This is a genomic window from Nocardia colli, from assembly GCF_008704205.1.
Taxonomy (GTDB): domain Bacteria; phylum Actinomycetota; class Actinomycetes; order Mycobacteriales; family Mycobacteriaceae; genus Nocardia; species Nocardia colli.
The window spans coordinates 284,562-301,750 of record NZ_VXLC01000001.1; the positions used below are offsets into that span (position 1 = coordinate 284,562).

A 17,189-nucleotide genomic window follows, 5' to 3' on the forward strand; every position below is an offset into this window, starting at 1 on the left:
CTCTTCGAGCCGATCAGGCGGGTCGCTCGCCGAAGACCATGGAAGACAACGGAATCCGGGCTGATGTGATCGCCGACTCGACCGAGAAGCCATCCCGCAAAGGTCAATAGATCCATACCTGTTGCCCAGTAACAATATTCACGTCAGGGGGTTACCACCTTGGAACCGCTTCCGCCCAAAGCCATGGTCCTAGAAGCCTGCCGAACAGCGCCGAACACCGGCCACCCACTACTCGAATCCGCCCATCTACTAGCCGGATTGCATGAGCGCCGTGCCCACACCGAACCCGGCGCAGCCGCCGACATAGACGCACACCGCGCCCGCCTGGTACTCGCCATCGACCGCTGGGTCACCACCGAAGTCCCACCACCCCACGACAGCGCGCACCTACACACCGAGACAGTCGGCATGGTGATCGACCGACTAGCCCAGTTCTCCGTCACCGCCAACGAATCCCTTTCCAGCACACCGGAATGGGCCATACACGACGCCTGGGAACGCCTCGCCGAACTCGCCACCGGCTACCACGACCTAGCCTTCGAAGTCTCCGCCGGCTTCCGCCGCCTCCCCACCCTCACCCACCCCCGAACCTACAACCCACTCCCATAAACAACCCACCCACGCCTTTCACCAACAGAGCCATCGACCAGGGCAGCTCGCCCCTTCACCGCAGCCATGTCCCGCCCACCCGCCCACCGCTGGCCGAACGGGACACCACAGCGCCGCCACTCGACTTTCGCCGCAACCATGTCCCGCTGGTCACCGATCCGGCACCGGTCGGGGCAGACCATCACCGAGCGGGACACCAATGGGGCCCAGGTACTTTCGATGTAACCGTGCTCAATCACGGCAACCGTCCAGTCAGACATCCACCATTCCTCGAACGGGAAACCACCAAAGGCCACTCGCACTTCGCCACAACCATGTCCCGCTCACCCACCCACCGCTGGCCGAACGGGACACCACAGCGCCGCCACTCGACTTTCGCCGCAGCCAGGTCCCGTCGACGAGGCAGACCATCAGCGAACGGGACACCATGGTGGGCCCACTCGCACTTCTGCGCAATCATGTCCCGTTCAGGCGTCCGCTGCTGGGTCTTCCGGGGACGGGCCGTCCTGGGGCCAGGCGTGGGCTTCCAGGCGCGTTTGTACGCGGAGAACGTCTGTCTCCGAGGGCATTTCGTTGGTGATCTTGGTGATCATTACTTGGATGTCGGTTTTGTCGGCGGGGAGGTCGCCGGTGGCGGCTAGTTCGGCGGCGATTTGGCGGACCTCGTCGTCGGAGAGGCGGCGGCGCAGGAGGGCGAGCAGCGGGATGTAGTCGGATTCCGGGACACCGTCCGGATATCCGGCCCGCAGCCAGTCGATGATGGCGTTCAAGAAGGGGGGCATCGGTGAACGCGTCTCGGGCTAGTCGACGTCGGCCGGTGGGGTGGCCAGTGGCCAGCCGCCGGCCGCGAGGTGGGAGGCCACCCTGGCGACGTCGGTGTCGGCCGGCTGCTCCTTCGCGACCCGCGCGATGGCGTCCTCGATCTCGGTGCGGGTGATCGCGCTGTCCGGGTTCTCCGCCGCCAGCTCCTCGGCGATCGCGACCACCTCGAAATCGGTGAGGTGCCGGTGCAGCACCGCGAACAGCGCCACATAATCCGAATGCGGGATGCCCTGCGGGTAGCCGGCGCGCAGCCAGCCGATGATCCGGCCCAGGACGTTGGGCCGGAGCTCTGCGGATTTCGCTTGATCGGTCACATTGCGCCCTTCAGGACTGTCCGAACAGGTGAATGCCGAACCTGGCGGCGATGAAAGCCTTTGCCGTGTACAGGATCCCGGTCACGATCGCCGCGATGATCAGCCCGAAGCACAATACCGCGACGGCGAGCGCGGGGTAGTTGCGCTGGGTGACGCGGCCGTCCGCGGTCACGGAGTCGCCCGTGGACCAGAACCGGACGCCGACCGCGAACACCAGGGGCAGCCCGGCGCCGAGCACCAGCCCGGCGAGCATGACCTTCCACAGCGCGTTCAGATTCGTGATGAGCGTATGCACGTCTACTCCTCCTAAACCTGCGCCGACCGGGTCGACTGCCCCGGCTCCGCGGTCACGCCCGCGCTGTCCGGTGTGCCGGATTCTGCACCATCGGCGCGCGCCGCGCTGTCCGGCTTAACAACCGCGTCCGGGCCACCCGGCGTGTCGTCCGGCCATTCGTTGACATTGTTGGTGTCGACCGGATCCCGCCGCGACCGCGCATACATCAGCCCGGACAGCCCGAGCAGGATCGCGAACACCACGAGCACACCCGGCAGACCGCCGATGAAGTGCGCGATCGCCCAGCAGGCCGCGCCGGCCAGACCGGCGAGCGGCAGGGTGAGCATCCAGGCGACGACCATGCGGCCCATCACGCCCCAGCGCACCTCGGCGCCCTTGCCGAGCCCGGTGCCGAGAATGGAACCGGTCGCGGTCTGCGTGGTGGACAGCGGCAGCCCGAAGTGCGCGGAGCTGAGAATGATGGCCGCCGACGCGGTTTCGGCCGCCAGGCCCTGCGGCGATTCGATCTCCACCAGGCCCTTGCCGAGGGTACGGATGATCCGCCAGCCGCCGAGGTAGGTGCCCGCGGCGATGGCGATCGCACACGCGGCCATCACCCAGATCGGCATCTCGGCGTTCTTGGTGAGCGTGCCGTGCGCGACCAGGGCCAGGAAGATGACGCCCATGGTCTTCTGCGCGTCGTTGGTGCCGTGCGCCAGCGAGACCAGCGAGGCCGAGCCGATCTGACCCCAGCGGAAGCCGGTCTCCACCTTCTCCGGATCGGACTTCTTGGTGATCCGGTAGACCAGCCAGGTGCCCAGCGCCGACACCAGCGCCGCCACGATCGGGGCGAGCACGGCGGGCAGGATGATCTTGGTCAGCACGCCGTCCGAGCCGGCCGCCCAGATCACGCCGCTGAAGCCGAGCGCGGCCAGGGTGGCGCCGATCAGGCCGCCGAACAGTGCGTGCGAGGAACTCGACGGCAGGCCGAACAGCCAGGTGAGCAAGTTCCAGAGGATGCCGCCGACCAGACCGGCGAACACGATGATCAACAGGTCGTGGCCCTGCACCGCGTCCAGCCGGACGATGCCCTTGGCCACGGTGGCGGCCACGGCGACGGAGAGAAATGCGCCGACCAGATTCAGCACCGCCGATAGCGCCACCGCGACCCGTGGCCGCAGCGCGCCGGTGGCGATGGAGGTCGCCATGGCGTTCGCGGTGTCATGGAAGCCGTTGGTGAAATCGAATGCGAGTGCCGTGACGATGACGATCAGGAGAACCAATAATTCGACGGTCACGTGTCCAGTGTGCGGCACAGGTCAATAGGATTGCCAGGTGGTTGCGGTTCACCGCGCGTCGCCGATGCGTTAAGTTGGACCCTGTCCTCTATCGGCCCGGATCGGTCATCTATCAGCCGAATCGAGTGCAGCCCTGCGGCACCGGTTTACCGGCAAATCGATCTTCGATCCAGGCGTAGGAACCCGGAATTCCGCTGGTGCTGACGATGAAATGTTCACCGAGATATACCTGAAAATCTACCTGGGTACCGCCTCGGCACCAGTCCTGATAGAGGTTCTCGGCGCCGGCCAGCGGCACCCACCATTCGTTCAGGCCGTGGTACATGAACACCGGGATGGTCGGCGGCAGCGCACCGAGCCGGTTCTCCGCCAAAATGTCCCGAATCATCGGCAGCTCGGTCGGCGCGGGCACGTCGGTCAGCGCCTGCACCGGAATCGGCGCGACGATCCCGACGGTCTCCTCGTGCGCCATGCAGAAGTCTTTGCCGATGCGCGCGAGCCGCCAGCCGTTGTCGTTCATCAGGCCGAGCATCTCCGGATACTCCCGCGCCATGCCCAAGGTAGCGGCGAGAAAGATGCCGGAGGCGAAGGGCTTGCCGTTCATGGTGTGCAGCAGCATCTCGAAATCGGCGGGCACGCCGCCGAAGGCGACACCGACGAGATTCAATTCCGGCGCGTACTGCGGCGCCAGCTGCGCGGCCCAGGCCGAGGCGATGGCGCCACCGGAATAACCGGTGATCGCGGTCGGCGCTTCGGGCTGCAAACCGAGTTCCGGGGTCCGAACAGTGGCCCGAATCGAATCGAGTACCGCGTGGCCCGCCATCAGTCCGGCCGCGTACGCCTGACGTGGCCCTTGATGATCCGGCACCAGCACCGCGAAACCCTTGGTCAGCGGGATCTGCGCCATCCACAGCTTGCTCGACACCATGCGCAGCTCATAGGACGGCGCGCACTGGTTCCCGAGCGAGTCGATCGCCGGATTCAAGGCCACCAGCGGACGCGGTCCCGCACCGGTCCACGGCGTGGCCGGCATGAGCAGCGTGGCGACCACCGGGACGGGCTTGCCCTTGGCATCGTTCGACCGGATCAGCAGCTCGGTCGAGATCAACGGCACCCCGGTGACGCCGGTACCGCCGGGACGCGAGGCGAGAACCGTTCCCGGAGGCAGGGTTTCGAAGCCGGCCGGCGGCGTGTAGAACGGGTCACCCAGCGGCGTCGGCATGGCGTCGGCGATCTCGCGGGACGGGAAGAGCAGGTCGTCGATCGGATTCGCGTGCGCCAAGGTGCCGAGCACCGCGCTGACCGCCACGACCGCGGCCAGCGCCATCGCGCGCAGCCGCCACACCATTGAACCCAACCGTCTTCCCCGATCCCGAAGCAGATGCCTGCCGAACCCAGTGCAGTCTGGCTCGCCCCTTCACCCCTGAGGAGCCCTGACTTGCAGTGGCACGACAATCGTCGCACCGCAGGCCCGCTACCGCTGGACATCGCCCAGACTGCCGCGAGTCGCCGGCAACCGGACGCGGCGGCGAAGCTCGGGAACGGCTAAGGGAGGAGAGCGCGGACTGCGTCGATGGTGTCGGCTTCGCGCGGTTCCTTGTCGGGCCGGTAGCGGACCACGCGGGCGAAGCGCAGCGCGACGCCGCCGGGGTAGCGCGGGCTGACCTGCACGCCGTCGAGGGCGATCTCGACGACGAGTTCCGGCCACAGGTAGACGGTCTGCTCGTCACGCGCGCGTTCGTGGCGCGGGAATTCGGCTGTCTGCCAGTGCAGTAGCGCGTCGGTGAGACCCTTGAAGGTCTTACCGACCATGACCGGCTCGCCGGTTTCCGGGTCGCGGGCGCCGAGGTGCAGGTTGGACAGGTAGCCGGTGCGGCGGCCGTAACCCCATTCGGCTCCGAGGACCAGCAGGTCGAGGGTGTGCGTCGGTTTGATCTTCTGCCAGGACCGGCCGCGCCGGCCCGCCGCGTAGGGCGCGGACAGCGACTTGATCATCACCCCCTCGTGGCCCGCGGCGAGCGCACCGTCGAAGTATTCGGCGGCGGCTTCCTCGTCCGGGCGGATCAGGGCCGGAATGCTCTGGGCAGCTGCCACTTTCGTGAGCGCGGCGCGGCGTTCGGACAGCGGGGCGTCGAGCAGGTCCACGCCGTCCAGGTGTAGGCAGTCGAAGAAATACGGATGTAGCAACAGTTCCCGGGTGGAACTCACCTCGGCGAAGCGGCTCATCGTCTCCTGGAACGGGCGCGGCCGTCCGGCATCGGTGAGCGCCAGGGTTTCCCCGTCGAGCACCACGCTGGTGCAGTCGAGCCCGGCGACCAGCTCGACCAGTTCCGGCACGCTCGCGGTGATATCGCGCAGCGTCCTGGTGAACACCCACACCCGCGGGCCGTCGCGATGCACCTGGATCCGGGCGCCGTCCATCTTGATCTCGACGCTCACGTCCCCGTCGAACTCGGTGAGCGCCTCGTCCAGCGTCGCGCCGGGCGAGGCGAGCATCGGCTGGATCGGCCGGCCCACCTCCAGCCTGAACTCGGCGAGCGCCGCGACGCCGCCGGTCAGCGCGGCGATCGCGGTCACCGGCAGCCGCCCGGACAGCATGTAGGCCCGGCGCACCAGGTCGGCGGGCACGTCGGCGGCCACCGCGACGGCCTCCATGACGATCGCGGTGAGCGCCCCCTGCCGCAGTTCACCGGTCAGCAGACGCAACAGAAAGGCCTGTTCGTCCGCGGTCGCGGCGGTCCACAGCGTGGCGAGCAACGCCTTGCGCCGGGCCGTCGAACCGGTGCCGGAGGTCTCGCCCAGTTCGGTCAGTGCGGAGTCGACCGCCGAAACCGTCAGCGTCGCAACGGGTGCCGGGGTAGTGTCCACGGCAGCGAGGGTGCGCCAGCCGGCGCCGATCCGGCCCTGCCGTAGCTCACCGGATGCCCAGGCGACGACCGGCACGAGTTCGTCCGGCGCGGCGGCGGTCAACAGCTCGGCGAAGGTGGCGATCTTCGTCTTGCGTGACCTGGTCGCGCGAACCGTCTCCGAAGCCTGGACGACATGCGAGAACAACACGCGTCGACGGTAACGTCTACCTGTGACACAAAGCTCAGCAGAACTGCTAATTACCCATTGGCACGGTTGCGAAAACGCCCATAAACTGGACGCATGGCCAAGACTTACGTCGGGGCGCGGCTTCGTCAGCTGCGGACCGAACGGGGGCTGAGCCAGGTCTCACTCGCCCAGAAGCTGGAGATCTCGGCGAGCTACCTCAATCAGATCGAACACGACGTGCGCCCGCTCACCGTTGCGGTGCTGCTGCGGATCAGTGAGGTGTTCGGGGTCGACGCGACCTTCTTCTCCTCCCAGGACGACACCCGGCTCATCGCCGAACTCCAAGAGGTCGTGATGGACCAGGAGCTGGGCATCGAGGCCGATACCCAGGAGATCGCGGACATGGTGTCCGCGCACCCGAGCATGGCGCGCGCGCTGGTCAACATGCACAACCGCTACCGCAACACCTCGGCCCAGCTGGCCGCGGCCACCGAGGACCGCTTCGCCGACGGTTCGGGCAGCGCGGCGATCAGCAAGCCGCACGAGGAGGTGCGCGACTTCTTCTATCAGCGGCAGAACTACATCCACGAATTGGACACCGCCGCAGAGGAACTCACCGCGCGCATCCGATTCCACGGCGGCGACGTGAACAGCGAGGTGGCGCGGATCCTGCGCGCGCACGACGTGCGGATCGTGGAGCGCATCGACCTCGGCGAGGGCGTGCTGCACCGCTACGACGAGGACACCCAGCGACTGGAGATCGCACCGCACCTCTCCGGTGGTCAGCGCACCTTCAAGCTCGCCGCCGAGCTCGCCTACTTCGAATGCGGCGAGCTGCTCGAAAAGCTGGTCGAGGAGGGCAATTTCGCCTCCGAGGACACCCGCAAGCTGGCCATGCTCGGCCTGGCGAACTACTTCGCAGCGGCAACCGTGCTGCCCTACACGCACTTTCACGAGGTGGCCGAGGACTTCCGCTACGACATCGAGCGGCTCTCGGCATTCTTCACCCAGAGTTACGAGACCATCTGCCATCGGCTTTCGACCTTGCAGCGACCCAAGCTGCGCGGCGTGCCGTTCTCCTTCGTCCGGGTGGACCGGGCAGGGAACATGTCGAAACGCCAGTCCGCCACCGGTTTCCACTTCTCCGCCAGCGGCGGCACCTGTCCGCTGTGGAACGTCTACGAGACCTTCGCCTACCCCGGCAAGATCATGACGCAGATCGCCCAGATGCCCGACGGACGCAAGTACCTGTGGGTCGCCCGCACCGTGGAGCGCCGCGCCACCCGCTATGGCCAGCCGAGCAAGACCTTCGCCATCGGCCTCGGTTGCGAGCTCCGGCACGCCGGCCGGGTGATCTACGCCGACGGTATCGATCTCGACGAGGTCCAGCCCACGCCCATCGGGGCCGGGTGCCGGGTCTGCGAACGACTCAACTGCCCGCAGCGGGCGTTCCCGCCCCTCGGCAAGGTTCTCGATATCAGCGAGCACCGCAGCTCGGTCTCGCCGTACGTGCTGAAGTAGTCCCGAAGCTGTTGCGGGACAACAGGCAAAAGGCCGACATCGCCGGATCGCGATGTCGGCCTTCGCCGTTGAGCGGGTGCGGCCGCTACGCGAGGGCCAGTGCCCGCCGCTGAACCCGCAGACCGACCAGGGTCATGGCCAGCGCGAGGACCAGCAGCGCGGCCAGCGTCCAGGCCAGAGCCGAGAAGCCGTGCGGGGCAGCGGCTGCCGCGACCAGCGGGCCCACCGTGGCACCCACGTAGAAGCTGAACATCGCGACCGACATTGCGGCGGCGCGGGATTCGCCGCCGAGTTCGCCCGCGCTCTGCAGGACGGCGGGACCGATCACGCCGAGGCCGCCGACCAGCACCGCGAGCAGGATGGTCAGAACCGCCAGGTGCGAGCCCTCGAAGGTGGCCGCCACCATCGCCGCCGCGGCGACCAGGACGCCGAGCATGATCTGGTAGTGCTTGGTCAACCGGGCCAGCGGGATGGCCAGCAGCGGCAGCGCCACCATCACCGGGAGCGCGCCCGCCCGCAGGGCGAGCAGTTCGCCGGAACCCTTGACCACGCCGGTGAGTTCGAGACCGGTGTAGACGCCGACCATGACCGCCATGCTCATCGAACCCGCGACCAGCATCGGCAGCAGCGGGCGGATGCGCAGCACCGCGGGAATCGCGGCGTAGCTGTGCCGCAGCGGCAGATCACGCCCGGTCGGGACGTCCTCGAGCATCACCCGGCGCAGCACGACCGCGAGCACCGCGAAGACGATCGCGGAACCGATGAACATGGTGCGCCACGGGAACGAAGCGACCACCGCCTGCGAGACGATCTGCGCGATCACCGTCGCGGCCAGGAACGAGGTGGCCACCGACATGGTCGCCACGGCCCGGTGTGCGGGCGTGATCCGGGTGGCGACATAGGCCATGATCGCGGGCGGAATGGAACCGACGACGAGGCCCTGCACAATCCGCAGGGCGACCGCGATCGGCGCGCTGAACGCCAGACCGGTCAACAGGGTGACCACCGCGGCGACGAGCATGCCGGTCATCAGCACCCGGCGGTGTCCGTAGCGGTCCGACAGCGGGCCGAACAGCACGAACCCGCCCGCGTAGCCGAAGGCGAACGCGCTGATGATCCAGGTCATCACGCCCGAGCCGACGTTCCAGTCCGATTTCATGGCCGCGAACAGGGGAATCGGCACATACATCTGGCCGGTCGCGAGCAGTGCGGCCAGCACGAAGACGGGCACGGTACGCGCGGTGTGGGCGCGCGAGGGGACGCCCAGGGCGGGCGCGGCGGCCGGAGTACCGGTCGTGAGCGGAAGTGTCGGCGTAGCCATGAGGACGACAGTAGGACCGGGAGAGATCGATTGTCAACCAAATAGTTGGTTTAAACAGATGGTAAAATCTCGACCATGACGGCCACGATCAAACGCAGCGACGCGACCAAGCAGGCGCTCTTGCGTGCCGCGCGGGACGAATTCGCCGAATACGGCCTGGCCGGCGCGCGGGTCGACCGCATCGCCGAGGCCGCCGGGGTGAACAAGGAACGCATCTACGGCCTGTTCGGCAGCAAGGACAAGCTGTTCGACGTCATCCTGATCGACACCATGCGCGAGTTCCTGGACGTGGTCCAGCCGTTGACCGAGACCGATCCGGGCCGCTACATCGGCAAGCTGTTCGACTACCACAACAACCACCCGCAACTGCTGCGCCTGCTGCTGTGGGAGGGCCTGCACCGCGGCGTCGACGCGCACGACATCGACGGCTGGCGCGCCCAGCACTACGAGCAGAAATTCGACCGGGCCATCGAACAATTCGGCATCGACGCGCAGTACGCCGGGCGATTGCTGCTCGCGCTGTGCGGCATGTCCAACTGGAGTCTGGCCGTACCGCAGACCACCCGGCTGCTGCTCGGCAACGCCGCCGAGGACAAGGCCGCGACCCGCGAGTTCATGCAGGAATTCGCCAAGGCGGCGATGGCGAATCTGCCGCAGGCCTACCAGCGGCGCGGGTCGTCGCCGACGCAAGCAGCCGAACCGGTCAATGCATTGACCACTGGGCTTGTCGACCCCGGTACCGCGGTCGACAGGGCCGCGCAACGCCTCCGCGACGCGCAGGCAGCAGCCGACGCGGCCCGCGACGAACTCGCCGCCGCCCTGCGCGAGGCCCACGCCGAAGGCACCAGCGCCAACCAGCTCGCCCGCGATGTCTCGGGCACGCTGTCTCGCCCCGTGGTACTCAAACTGCTCGCCGACTAGCTCCCCCCGGCTCAGAAAGCCGCTTCGTCCAGCTTCATGATGTCGTTGTCGATCGCGGCGATGATCGCCGTGTTCGCGGTCAGCTGCGGCAGCACGTTCTTCGCGAAGAAGCTTGCGGCAGCGACCTTTCCGGTATAGAACGGCCGTTCCTTCGCCGGTGCGTCGGCGGCCAGCGCGGCGGCCGCGATCTCCGCCTGCACCAGCAACCGCCAGCCGATGAGCAGGTCGCCGACCGAGAGCAGGAAGCGCACCGAACCGAGGCCGACCTTGTACAGCTCGGCCGGATCCTGCTGGCCCGCCATCAGATAGCCGGTCAAGGTCGCCGCCATGGCCTGCACCTCGCCCAAAGCCGTACGCAGCAGCTCACGTTCGGTCTCGAAGCGCCCGCTCTTGGTGTCCAGGAACGCGGCGATCTGCCCGGTGACGTGCCCGATCGCCACCCCCTTGTCCCGAATGATCTTGCGGAAGAAGAAGTCCTGCGCCTGGATGGCGGTCGTGCCCTCGTACAGCGAGTCGATCTTCGCGTCCCGGATGTACTGCTCGATCGGGTAGTCCTGCAGATAACCCGAACCACCCAGTGTTTGCAGCGATTCCGTCAGGTACTCGTAGGCCCGCTCCGAACCGACGCCCTTGACGATCGGCAGCAGCAAATCGTCGACCCGGTGCGCCAGATCGGCGTCGGCACCCGAAACCAGCTGCGCCACATCGGGATTCTGATGCGCCGCGGTGTACAGATACACCGCGCGCAGGCCCTCGGCGTACGCCTTCTGCAAGGCCAGGCTGCGCCGCACATCGGGATGCCGGGTGATCGGCACCCGCGGCGCGGCCTTGTCGGTCATCTGGGTCAGATCGGCGCCCTGCACCCGCTCCTTGGCGTAGTCGAGCGCGGTCAGATACCCGGTGGACAGCGTGCCGGTGGACTTGATGCCGACCACCATGCGCGCGTTCTCGATCACCTGGAACATCTGCGCGATGCCGTTGTGCACGTCGCCGACCAGCCAGCCGACCGCGGGCACGTCGCCGCCGAAGGTCAGCTCACAGGTGGGCGAGGACTTCAGGCCCATCTTGTGCTCGAGATTGGTCGCGAACACGCCGTTGCGCGCGCCGAGCTCCAGCGTCTCGGCATCGAAGAGGAACTTCGGCACGTAGAACAGCGACAGGCCCTTGGTGCCGGGGCCCGCGCCCTCGGGGCGGGCGAGCACCAGGTGGAACATGTTTTCCGCGGTGTCGCCGACGTCGCCGCCGGAGATGAAGCGCTTGATGCCCTCGATGTGCCAGGTGCCGTCGGGCTGTTCGACCGCCTTGGTGCGGCCTGCGCCGACATCGGAGCCGGCGTCCGGCTCGGTCAGCACCATGGTGCCCTGCCAGCCGCGTTCGTATCCCTCGGTGGCCCAGTGCTTCTGCTGCTCGTTGCCGACGTTGTAGAGCACCGCGGCCATCACCGGGCCCATGTTGAAGAAGCTCGCCGCCGGATTGGCGCACATGATCATCTCCTGGACCGCCCACACCACCGCGGCGGGCGCGGGCGTGCCGCCCATGCCCTCCGGCAGCCCGAGCCTGCTCCAGTCGGCGTCGTGCACCGCCGTGATGGTCTTGCGCAGCGCGTCCGGCACCGTGACCGAGAAGGTGTCCGGCACGAACGCCACCGGATCGCGATCGGCCGCGGCGAAGGACTCCGCGATCGGCCCCTCGGCCAGCCGCTTCACCTCGGCCAGGATCTCGCGCACGGTATCGGAGTCGAGATCACCGTAGGCGCCCGTGTCGAGCAGCTTGTCCAGCCCGAACACCTCGAAGAGGTTGAATTCGATGTCACGCACGTTCGCCTTGTAGTGACCCACGACGGTCCTCCCAGGTTTCGGCCGTTTTGACGATGTACAAACGCAGCCTGCCGTACCGCGGCGACGCTACGCAACCGTAGGCTCGCCGCCACCTCACCGAGGTTCACCAGCCGGTAACCGCAAAGGTTCACACGGCCGAAACACAGGCAACGGACTCGTCACCGAGAGATATTCCGGCGCAACAACTTCTGTCTAACGTTCGCACCACGAATACACCGCCTGTATACATCCCGGTCGACAGCTTTGACCGGGGCAAAGGCGGAGGTGTTCGCCGCGGTGCACGTCGTGCCGCCGAATTACCTGATGAAGTGAGAAGGGTCCCGCCCCATGTCAGATTCCCGTGCCATCCATCGACACCGCTCCCGGCGCATGGTCAAGGTGATGGCGGTACCCACCGCAGTAGCGCTCGCCGGTTTGTTGCTGACCGCCTGCGGCGCCAAGGACGACGCAACGACCACCGGCTCGAACGCCACCTCCTGCGTGGACACGTCGAAGGACTCGATCAAGGTCGGATCGCTGCACTCGCTGTCCGGCACGATGGCCATTTCCGAGGTCACCGTGGCCAACTCGACCAAGCTGGCGGTCGATCAGATCAACGCCGCGGGCGGGGTGCTCGGCAAGAAGATCGAGCTGGTGCTCGAGGACGGCGCGTCGGACCCGAAGACCTTCGCGGAGAAGGCCGAGAAGCTGATCAGCTCCGACTGCGTCGCGGCGGTGTTCGGCGGCTGGACCTCGTCGAGCCGCAAGGCGATGAAGCCGAAGTTCGAGAGCCTGAACTCGCTGCTCTACTACCCGGTGCAGTACGAGGGCCTGGAGGACAGCAAGAACATCTTCTACACCGGCGCGACCACCAACCAGCAGATCATTCCGGCGCTGGATTACCTGAAGCAGAAGGGCATCACGTCCCTCTACCTGGTCGGCTCCGACTACGTCTTCCCGCAGACCGCCAACCGCGAGATCAAGGCGTACGCGAAGGCCAACGGCATCGAGATCAAGGGCGAGGACTACACCCCGCTCGGCTCGACCGACTTCTCCACCATCGTGAACAAGGTGCGCACCGCCAAGGCGGGCGCGGTCTTCAACACGCTCAACGGCGACTCGAACGTGGCGTTCTTCCGTGAGTACACCAATGCCGGCCTGAAAGCCGCTGAGATGCCGGTGGTTTCGGTGTCCATCGCGGAGGAAGAGGTCGCGGGCATCGGCGCGCAGAACATCGCCGGGCAGCTGACCGCGTGGAATTACTACCAGACCGTGGACACCCCGGTGAACAAGAAGTTCGTCGCCGACTACAAGGCCGCGTTCGGCGCGGACAAGCCGACCTCGGATCCGATGGAGGCCGCGTACGCCTCGGTCTACCTGTGGAAGAACACGGTGGAGAAGGCAAAGTCGTTCGCGGTGGCCGACATTCAGGCCGCGGCCGATGGCGTGACGTTCGAGGCGCCCGAGGGTCTGGTGACCGTCGACGGGTCGAACCATCACATCACCAAGACCGCGCGGATCGGTGAGATCCGGCCGGACGGGCTCATCTACACGGTGTGGGACTCGGGCAAGGCGGTCACGCCGGACCCGTACCTCAAGTCCTACGAATGGGCCAAGGGCCTCAAGTAATTCGCCCGATCGGTGTGGGGTGGCCGGGATTTCCCGGCCACCCCACACCGGCCCGATATCCGAGGAGTCCGTATGGACGTCGTGATCGGCCAGCTCTTCACCGGGTTGAGTCTGGGATCAATTCTGTTGCTCGCCGCGCTCGGCCTGTCGTTGACCTTCGGTCAGATGGGCGTGATCAATATGGCGCACGGCGAGTTCATCATGGCCGGGTGCTACACGACTTATGTTGTGCAGAAGTTCATTTCGTCGGCGGGTGTCTCGCTGGTGGTGTCGTTGCTGATCGGTTTCCTGGTGGGTGGCCTGCTCGGCGCGGCGCTGGAGATGGGGTTGATCCGCTGGATGTACGACCGGCCGCTGGACACCCTGCTGGTCACCTTCGGTGTCGGGCTGGTGTTGCAACAGCTGGCCCGGGATATTTTCGGCGCACCGGCGAAGAATGTTGTTGCGCCGGAATGGCTCAGCGGCGGCGTCACCATCCTGGGCGCGGTGGTGCCGAAGAGCCGGATCTTCATCCTGGTGCTCGCGGTGGCCGCGGTGATCACGCTGGCCACGGTGATGAAGACGACGCCCATGGGGCGGCGCATCCGGGCCGTCGTGCAGAACCGGGGGCTCGCTGAAACCAGCGGAGTATCAAGTCGTTTCACCGACATCAGCACGTTCTTCATCGGCTCGGGCCTGGCCGGCGTGGCCGGGGTCGCGCTCACGCTGATCGGCTCGACCAGCCCGACCATCGGGCAGAGCTATCTGATCGACGCCTTCCTCGTGGTGGTGATCGGCGGCCTCGGCCAGATCAAGGGCACGGTGATCGCGGCGTTCGCGCTCGGCCTGCTCAACTCCTACATCGAATACTCGACCACCGCCTCGATCGCGAAGGTCATCGTGTTCGTCGTGATCGTCATCTTCCTGCAGGTTCGCCCGCAGGGCCTGTTCACCGTTCGCACAAGGAGTTTGGCATGACCACGCTGGTAGAACGGTGGCGCGCACACTCGACCCTGACCGCGCTGGGCGGTTTCGGCGTCGCCGCGATCCTGTTGTTCGCGGTCGCGCCGGCCGCGCTCAGCGACTTCCGGCTGAACCTGCTGGCCAAGTTCCTGTGCTTCGCGATCGTCGCGGTGGGCATCGGATTGGCTTGGGGGCGTGGCGGAATGCTGACGCTGGGGCAGGGGGTGTTCTTCGGGATCGGCGCTTACATCATGGCGATGCATCTGCAGATGGCCGATGCGGCGCGGCTCGGGAATGATGTGCCGGAGTTCATGGAGATCTCCGGGATTCGCGAATTGCCCTCGTTCTGGCGGCCTTTCGCGTCCGGGCCGGTGGCGCTGCTCGGGATTCTGGTGCTGCCCGCGCTGGTCGCGGCGGTGCTCGGGTACGGGGTGTTCAAGCGGCGGGTCAAGGGCGCTTATTTCGCCATCCTCAGTCAGGCGCTGGCGGCGGCGCTGGCCATCCTGCTGACCGGTCAGCAGGCCATCGGCGGTTTCACCGGGCTGTCGGACTTCCGCGCCTTCTTCGGGTTCAAGCTGTCCGATCCGGCGAACCGGAAGATGCTGTTCTTCATCGCGGCGGGCACGCTGCTGGTGGTGGTCGCGCTGGTGCGCCAGCTGATGCGCAGCCGGTACGGCGAATTGCTGGTGGCGGTGCGGGATCAGGAGGAGCGGGTGCGCTTCCTCGGGTACGACCCGGCCAACGTCAAGATCATCGCCTACGTGGTCGCGGCGTTCTTCGCGGGCATCGCCGGCGCGTTGTTCACCCCGATCGTCGGCATCATCTCCCCCGCCGACATCGGCGTGGTGCCGTCCATCGCGTTCCTCATCGGCGTCGCGATCGGCGGCCGGACCACCCTGCTCGGCCCGGTGCTGGGCGCGATCGGCGTGGCCTGGGCGCAGACGGCGTTCTCCGAGGAGTTCCCGTCCGGCTGGACCTATCTGCAAGGCGTGCTGTTCATCGTGGTGATCGGCTTCATCCCGGCCGGGCTGGCGGGCGTGTGGCCGATGTTGAAGGGCTTCCTGGACAGCAGATTCCGTCGTGCCACGCCGACCGCGCCCGCGTCGGTCGTGGTCGAACCGCAGCCCGAGATCGAGCCGGAGAAGGTGGAATCCCGATGAGCACGACCACACCAGAGCCGAAACTCGGCGGCAATGCCGGAATGTCGAGCGAGTACCTCGAAATGCGCGGTCTCAGCGTGAGTTTCGACGGCTTCAAGGCGGTGACCGAGGTCGACATCACCGTGCTGCAAGGCGATCTGCGCTTTCTGATCGGCCCGAACGGCGCCGGGAAGACGACGCTCATCGACGCGATCACCGGCTTGGTCCCGGCCAGCGGATCGGCGCAGAAGACCGGCGTCGAACTGCTCGGCAAGAAGGTGCACCAGATCGCCCGGCTCGGCATCGGCCGCACGTTCCAGACGGCGAGCGTCTTCGAACAGCTCAGCGTCCTGCAGAATCTCGACATCGCCGCCGGTGCCGGACGGTCGGCACTCACCATGCTGCGCCGGCGTAAATCGGTGCTGCCCGGCATCGAGGAGGCGCTGGAGATCACCGGTCTCGGCGATCTGCGGGACAAGCCCGCCGGGGTGCTCGCACACGGCCAGAAGCAGTGGCTGGAGATCGGCATGCTGCTGGTGCAGAACGCGTCGGTGCTGCTGCTCGACGAGCCGGTGGCCGGCATGAGCGCCGAAGAACGCGAGGAGACCGGAAACCTGTTGCGCCGCATCGGCGGCGAACGCATCGTCGTCGTGGTCGAGCACGACATGGACTTCATGCGTTCGTTCGCCAGCTCGGTGACCGTGCTGGCCGGCGGCAAGGTGCTGAGCGAGGGCACCGTCGAACAGGTGCAGGCGGATCCGAAGGTGCAGGAGGTCTACCTCGGCACGGCCGCGGCGATCGGCACGGCCCTCGAAGACGAAACAACCGTGAAGGAGTCCGTCTGATGCTCGAGCTCATCGATATCCACTCCGGTTACGGCCGCACCGAGGTGATTCACGGTGTGTCGGTGACGGTTCCGGACGACAGCGTGGTCGCCATCATGGGGCACAACGGCGCGGGCAAGACCACGCTGTTGCGCACCGCGGTCGGGTTGATCGGCACCAAGTCGGGGCAGATCGAGTTCGACGGGGAGCCGATCACCAAGCTGTCGCCGTCGCGGCGGGTGCGGCGCGGTCTCGCGTATGTGCCGCAGGGACAACAGAGTTTCCCGCAGCTGACCACCGCGGAGAACCTGCAGGTGGTGGCGGACGGGCGCAAGCGCGGCAAGGCGCTGATCGACGAATCCCTGGATCTGTTCCCCGCGCTGCGAGAACTGCTGGGCCGCAAGGCCGGTCTGCTCTCCGGCGGGCAGCGCCAGCAACTGGCGATCGCCCGGGCGCTGATCACCGAGCCGAAGCTGCTCATCCTCGACGAACCGACCGAGGGCATCCAGCCGTCGGTGGTCGCCGAAATCGAGCGCACCATCATCGATTTGACTCAGCGCGGCGGGTTGAGCGTGCTGTTGGTGGAGCAGCACATCGGCTTCGCGCTGCAGGCGGCGCAGCGCTATTACATCCTGGCGTCCGGCCGGGTCACCTCCACCGGCGAGGGCGGCGCGGGTGCGGAGACCGCGGTCCGCTCGGCGATGGCGATCTGAGCTGACCAC

General features: G+C 66.9%; 16 protein-coding genes. 8 read left to right on the plus strand and 8 right to left on the minus strand.

Translation table 11 applies throughout. The annotated features are described in order from the left end of the window. The first annotated feature begins 258 nt into the window (after positions 1-258). Positions 259-609: a DUF4254 domain-containing protein gene (locus F3087_RS01435; RefSeq protein WP_223884763.1), complete on the plus strand. Its 351-nt coding sequence runs from the start codon at positions 259-261 to the stop codon at positions 607-609. Between the two features lie 467 nt (positions 610-1,076). Here the strand turns inward: F3087_RS01435 and F3087_RS01440 are convergent, their stop codons facing one another. The 6 genes from F3087_RS01440 to F3087_RS01465 all read right to left on the minus strand — a co-directional run bounded on the left by F3087_RS01440 (position 1,077) and on the right by F3087_RS01465 (position 6,374). After that, a complete protein-coding gene (locus F3087_RS01440; RefSeq protein WP_150399928.1) occupies positions 1,077-1,391 on the minus strand; it encodes a DUF3349 domain-containing protein in 315 nt (104 codons plus the stop codon). Positions 1,392-1,409: 18 nt separating this feature from the next. After that, on the minus strand, positions 1,410-1,745 hold the full coding sequence (locus F3087_RS01445; RefSeq protein WP_150399929.1) for a DUF3349 domain-containing protein: 336 nt from the start codon (positions 1,743-1,745) through the stop codon (positions 1,410-1,412). A 10-nt stretch (positions 1,746-1,755) separates the two neighbouring features. After that, a complete protein-coding gene (locus F3087_RS01450) occupies positions 1,756-2,040 on the minus strand; it encodes a hypothetical protein (RefSeq protein WP_150399930.1) in 285 nt (94 codons plus the stop codon). Positions 2,041-2,051: 11 nt separating this feature from the next. Beyond that, entirely contained in the window at positions 2,052-3,317 is a 1,266-nt protein-coding gene (locus F3087_RS01455) for an inorganic phosphate transporter (protein WP_223884764.1), read from the minus strand. A 112-nt stretch (positions 3,318-3,429) separates the two neighbouring features. Beyond that, complete coding sequence (locus F3087_RS01460; protein WP_150400838.1) at positions 3,430-4,665, minus strand: lipase family protein; 1,236 nt, start codon at positions 4,663-4,665, stop codon at positions 3,430-3,432. A gap of 197 nt (positions 4,666-4,862) precedes the next feature. Next, complete coding sequence (locus F3087_RS01465; protein WP_150399931.1) at positions 4,863-6,374, minus strand: ATP-dependent DNA ligase; 1,512 nt, start codon at positions 6,372-6,374, stop codon at positions 4,863-4,865. 93 nt (positions 6,375-6,467) lie between these two features. Here F3087_RS01465 and ramB point away from each other — a divergent pair, with 93 nt between their 5' ends. After that, complete coding sequence (gene ramB / locus F3087_RS01470) at positions 6,468-7,874, plus strand: acetate metabolism transcriptional regulator RamB (RefSeq protein WP_150399932.1); 1,407 nt, start codon at positions 6,468-6,470, stop codon at positions 7,872-7,874. Between the two features lie 85 nt (positions 7,875-7,959). Here ramB and F3087_RS01475 read toward each other — a convergent pair whose 3' ends face one another. Then, entirely contained in the window at positions 7,960-9,195 is a 1,236-nt protein-coding gene (locus tag F3087_RS01475) for an MFS transporter (protein ID WP_150399933.1), read from the minus strand. A gap of 75 nt (positions 9,196-9,270) precedes the next feature. Here F3087_RS01475 and F3087_RS01480 point away from each other — a divergent pair, with 75 nt between their 5' ends. Beyond that, positions 9,271-10,116 carry a TetR/AcrR family transcriptional regulator gene (locus tag F3087_RS01480; protein WP_223884765.1) on the plus strand — a complete coding sequence of 282 codons (846 nt, stop codon included), beginning with the start codon at positions 9,271-9,273 and terminating at the stop codon, positions 10,114-10,116. Between the two features lie 11 nt (positions 10,117-10,127). On the opposite strand, the gene F3087_RS01485 is transcribed toward F3087_RS01480, so the two are convergent. Continuing rightward, positions 10,128-11,954, minus strand: a complete 1,827-nt coding sequence (locus tag F3087_RS01485; protein WP_150399934.1) for an acyl-CoA dehydrogenase — start codon at positions 11,952-11,954, stop codon at positions 10,128-10,130. 369 nt (positions 11,955-12,323) lie between these two features. Here F3087_RS01485 and urtA point away from each other — a divergent pair, with 369 nt between their 5' ends. The 5 genes from urtA (at position 12,324) to urtE (ending at position 17,180) form a co-directional block, all read left to right on the plus strand. Continuing rightward, positions 12,324-13,562, plus strand: a complete 1,239-nt coding sequence (gene urtA / locus F3087_RS01490; protein WP_150400840.1) for an urea ABC transporter substrate-binding protein — start codon at positions 12,324-12,326, stop codon at positions 13,560-13,562. Between the two features lie 72 nt (positions 13,563-13,634). Beyond that, positions 13,635-14,519 carry an urea ABC transporter permease subunit UrtB gene (gene urtB / locus F3087_RS01495; protein ID WP_150399935.1) on the plus strand — a complete coding sequence of 295 codons (885 nt, stop codon included), beginning with the start codon at positions 13,635-13,637 and terminating at the stop codon, positions 14,517-14,519. Continuing rightward, on the plus strand, positions 14,516-15,664 hold the full coding sequence (gene urtC, locus F3087_RS01500; RefSeq protein ID WP_150399936.1) for an urea ABC transporter permease subunit UrtC: 1,149 nt from the start codon (positions 14,516-14,518) through the stop codon (positions 15,662-15,664). Before urtB ends, urtC begins: the two co-directional genes overlap by 4 nt. Then, on the plus strand, positions 15,661-16,488 hold the full coding sequence (urtD, locus tag F3087_RS01505; RefSeq protein ID WP_150399937.1) for an urea ABC transporter ATP-binding protein UrtD: 828 nt from the start codon (positions 15,661-15,663) through the stop codon (positions 16,486-16,488). Before urtC ends, urtD begins: the two co-directional genes overlap by 4 nt. Then, positions 16,488-17,180: an urea ABC transporter ATP-binding subunit UrtE gene (gene urtE / locus F3087_RS01510; RefSeq protein WP_150399938.1), complete on the plus strand. Its 693-nt coding sequence runs from the start codon at positions 16,488-16,490 to the stop codon at positions 17,178-17,180. Before urtD ends, urtE begins: the two co-directional genes overlap by 1 nt. Positions 17,181-17,189: the final 9 nt, after the last annotated feature.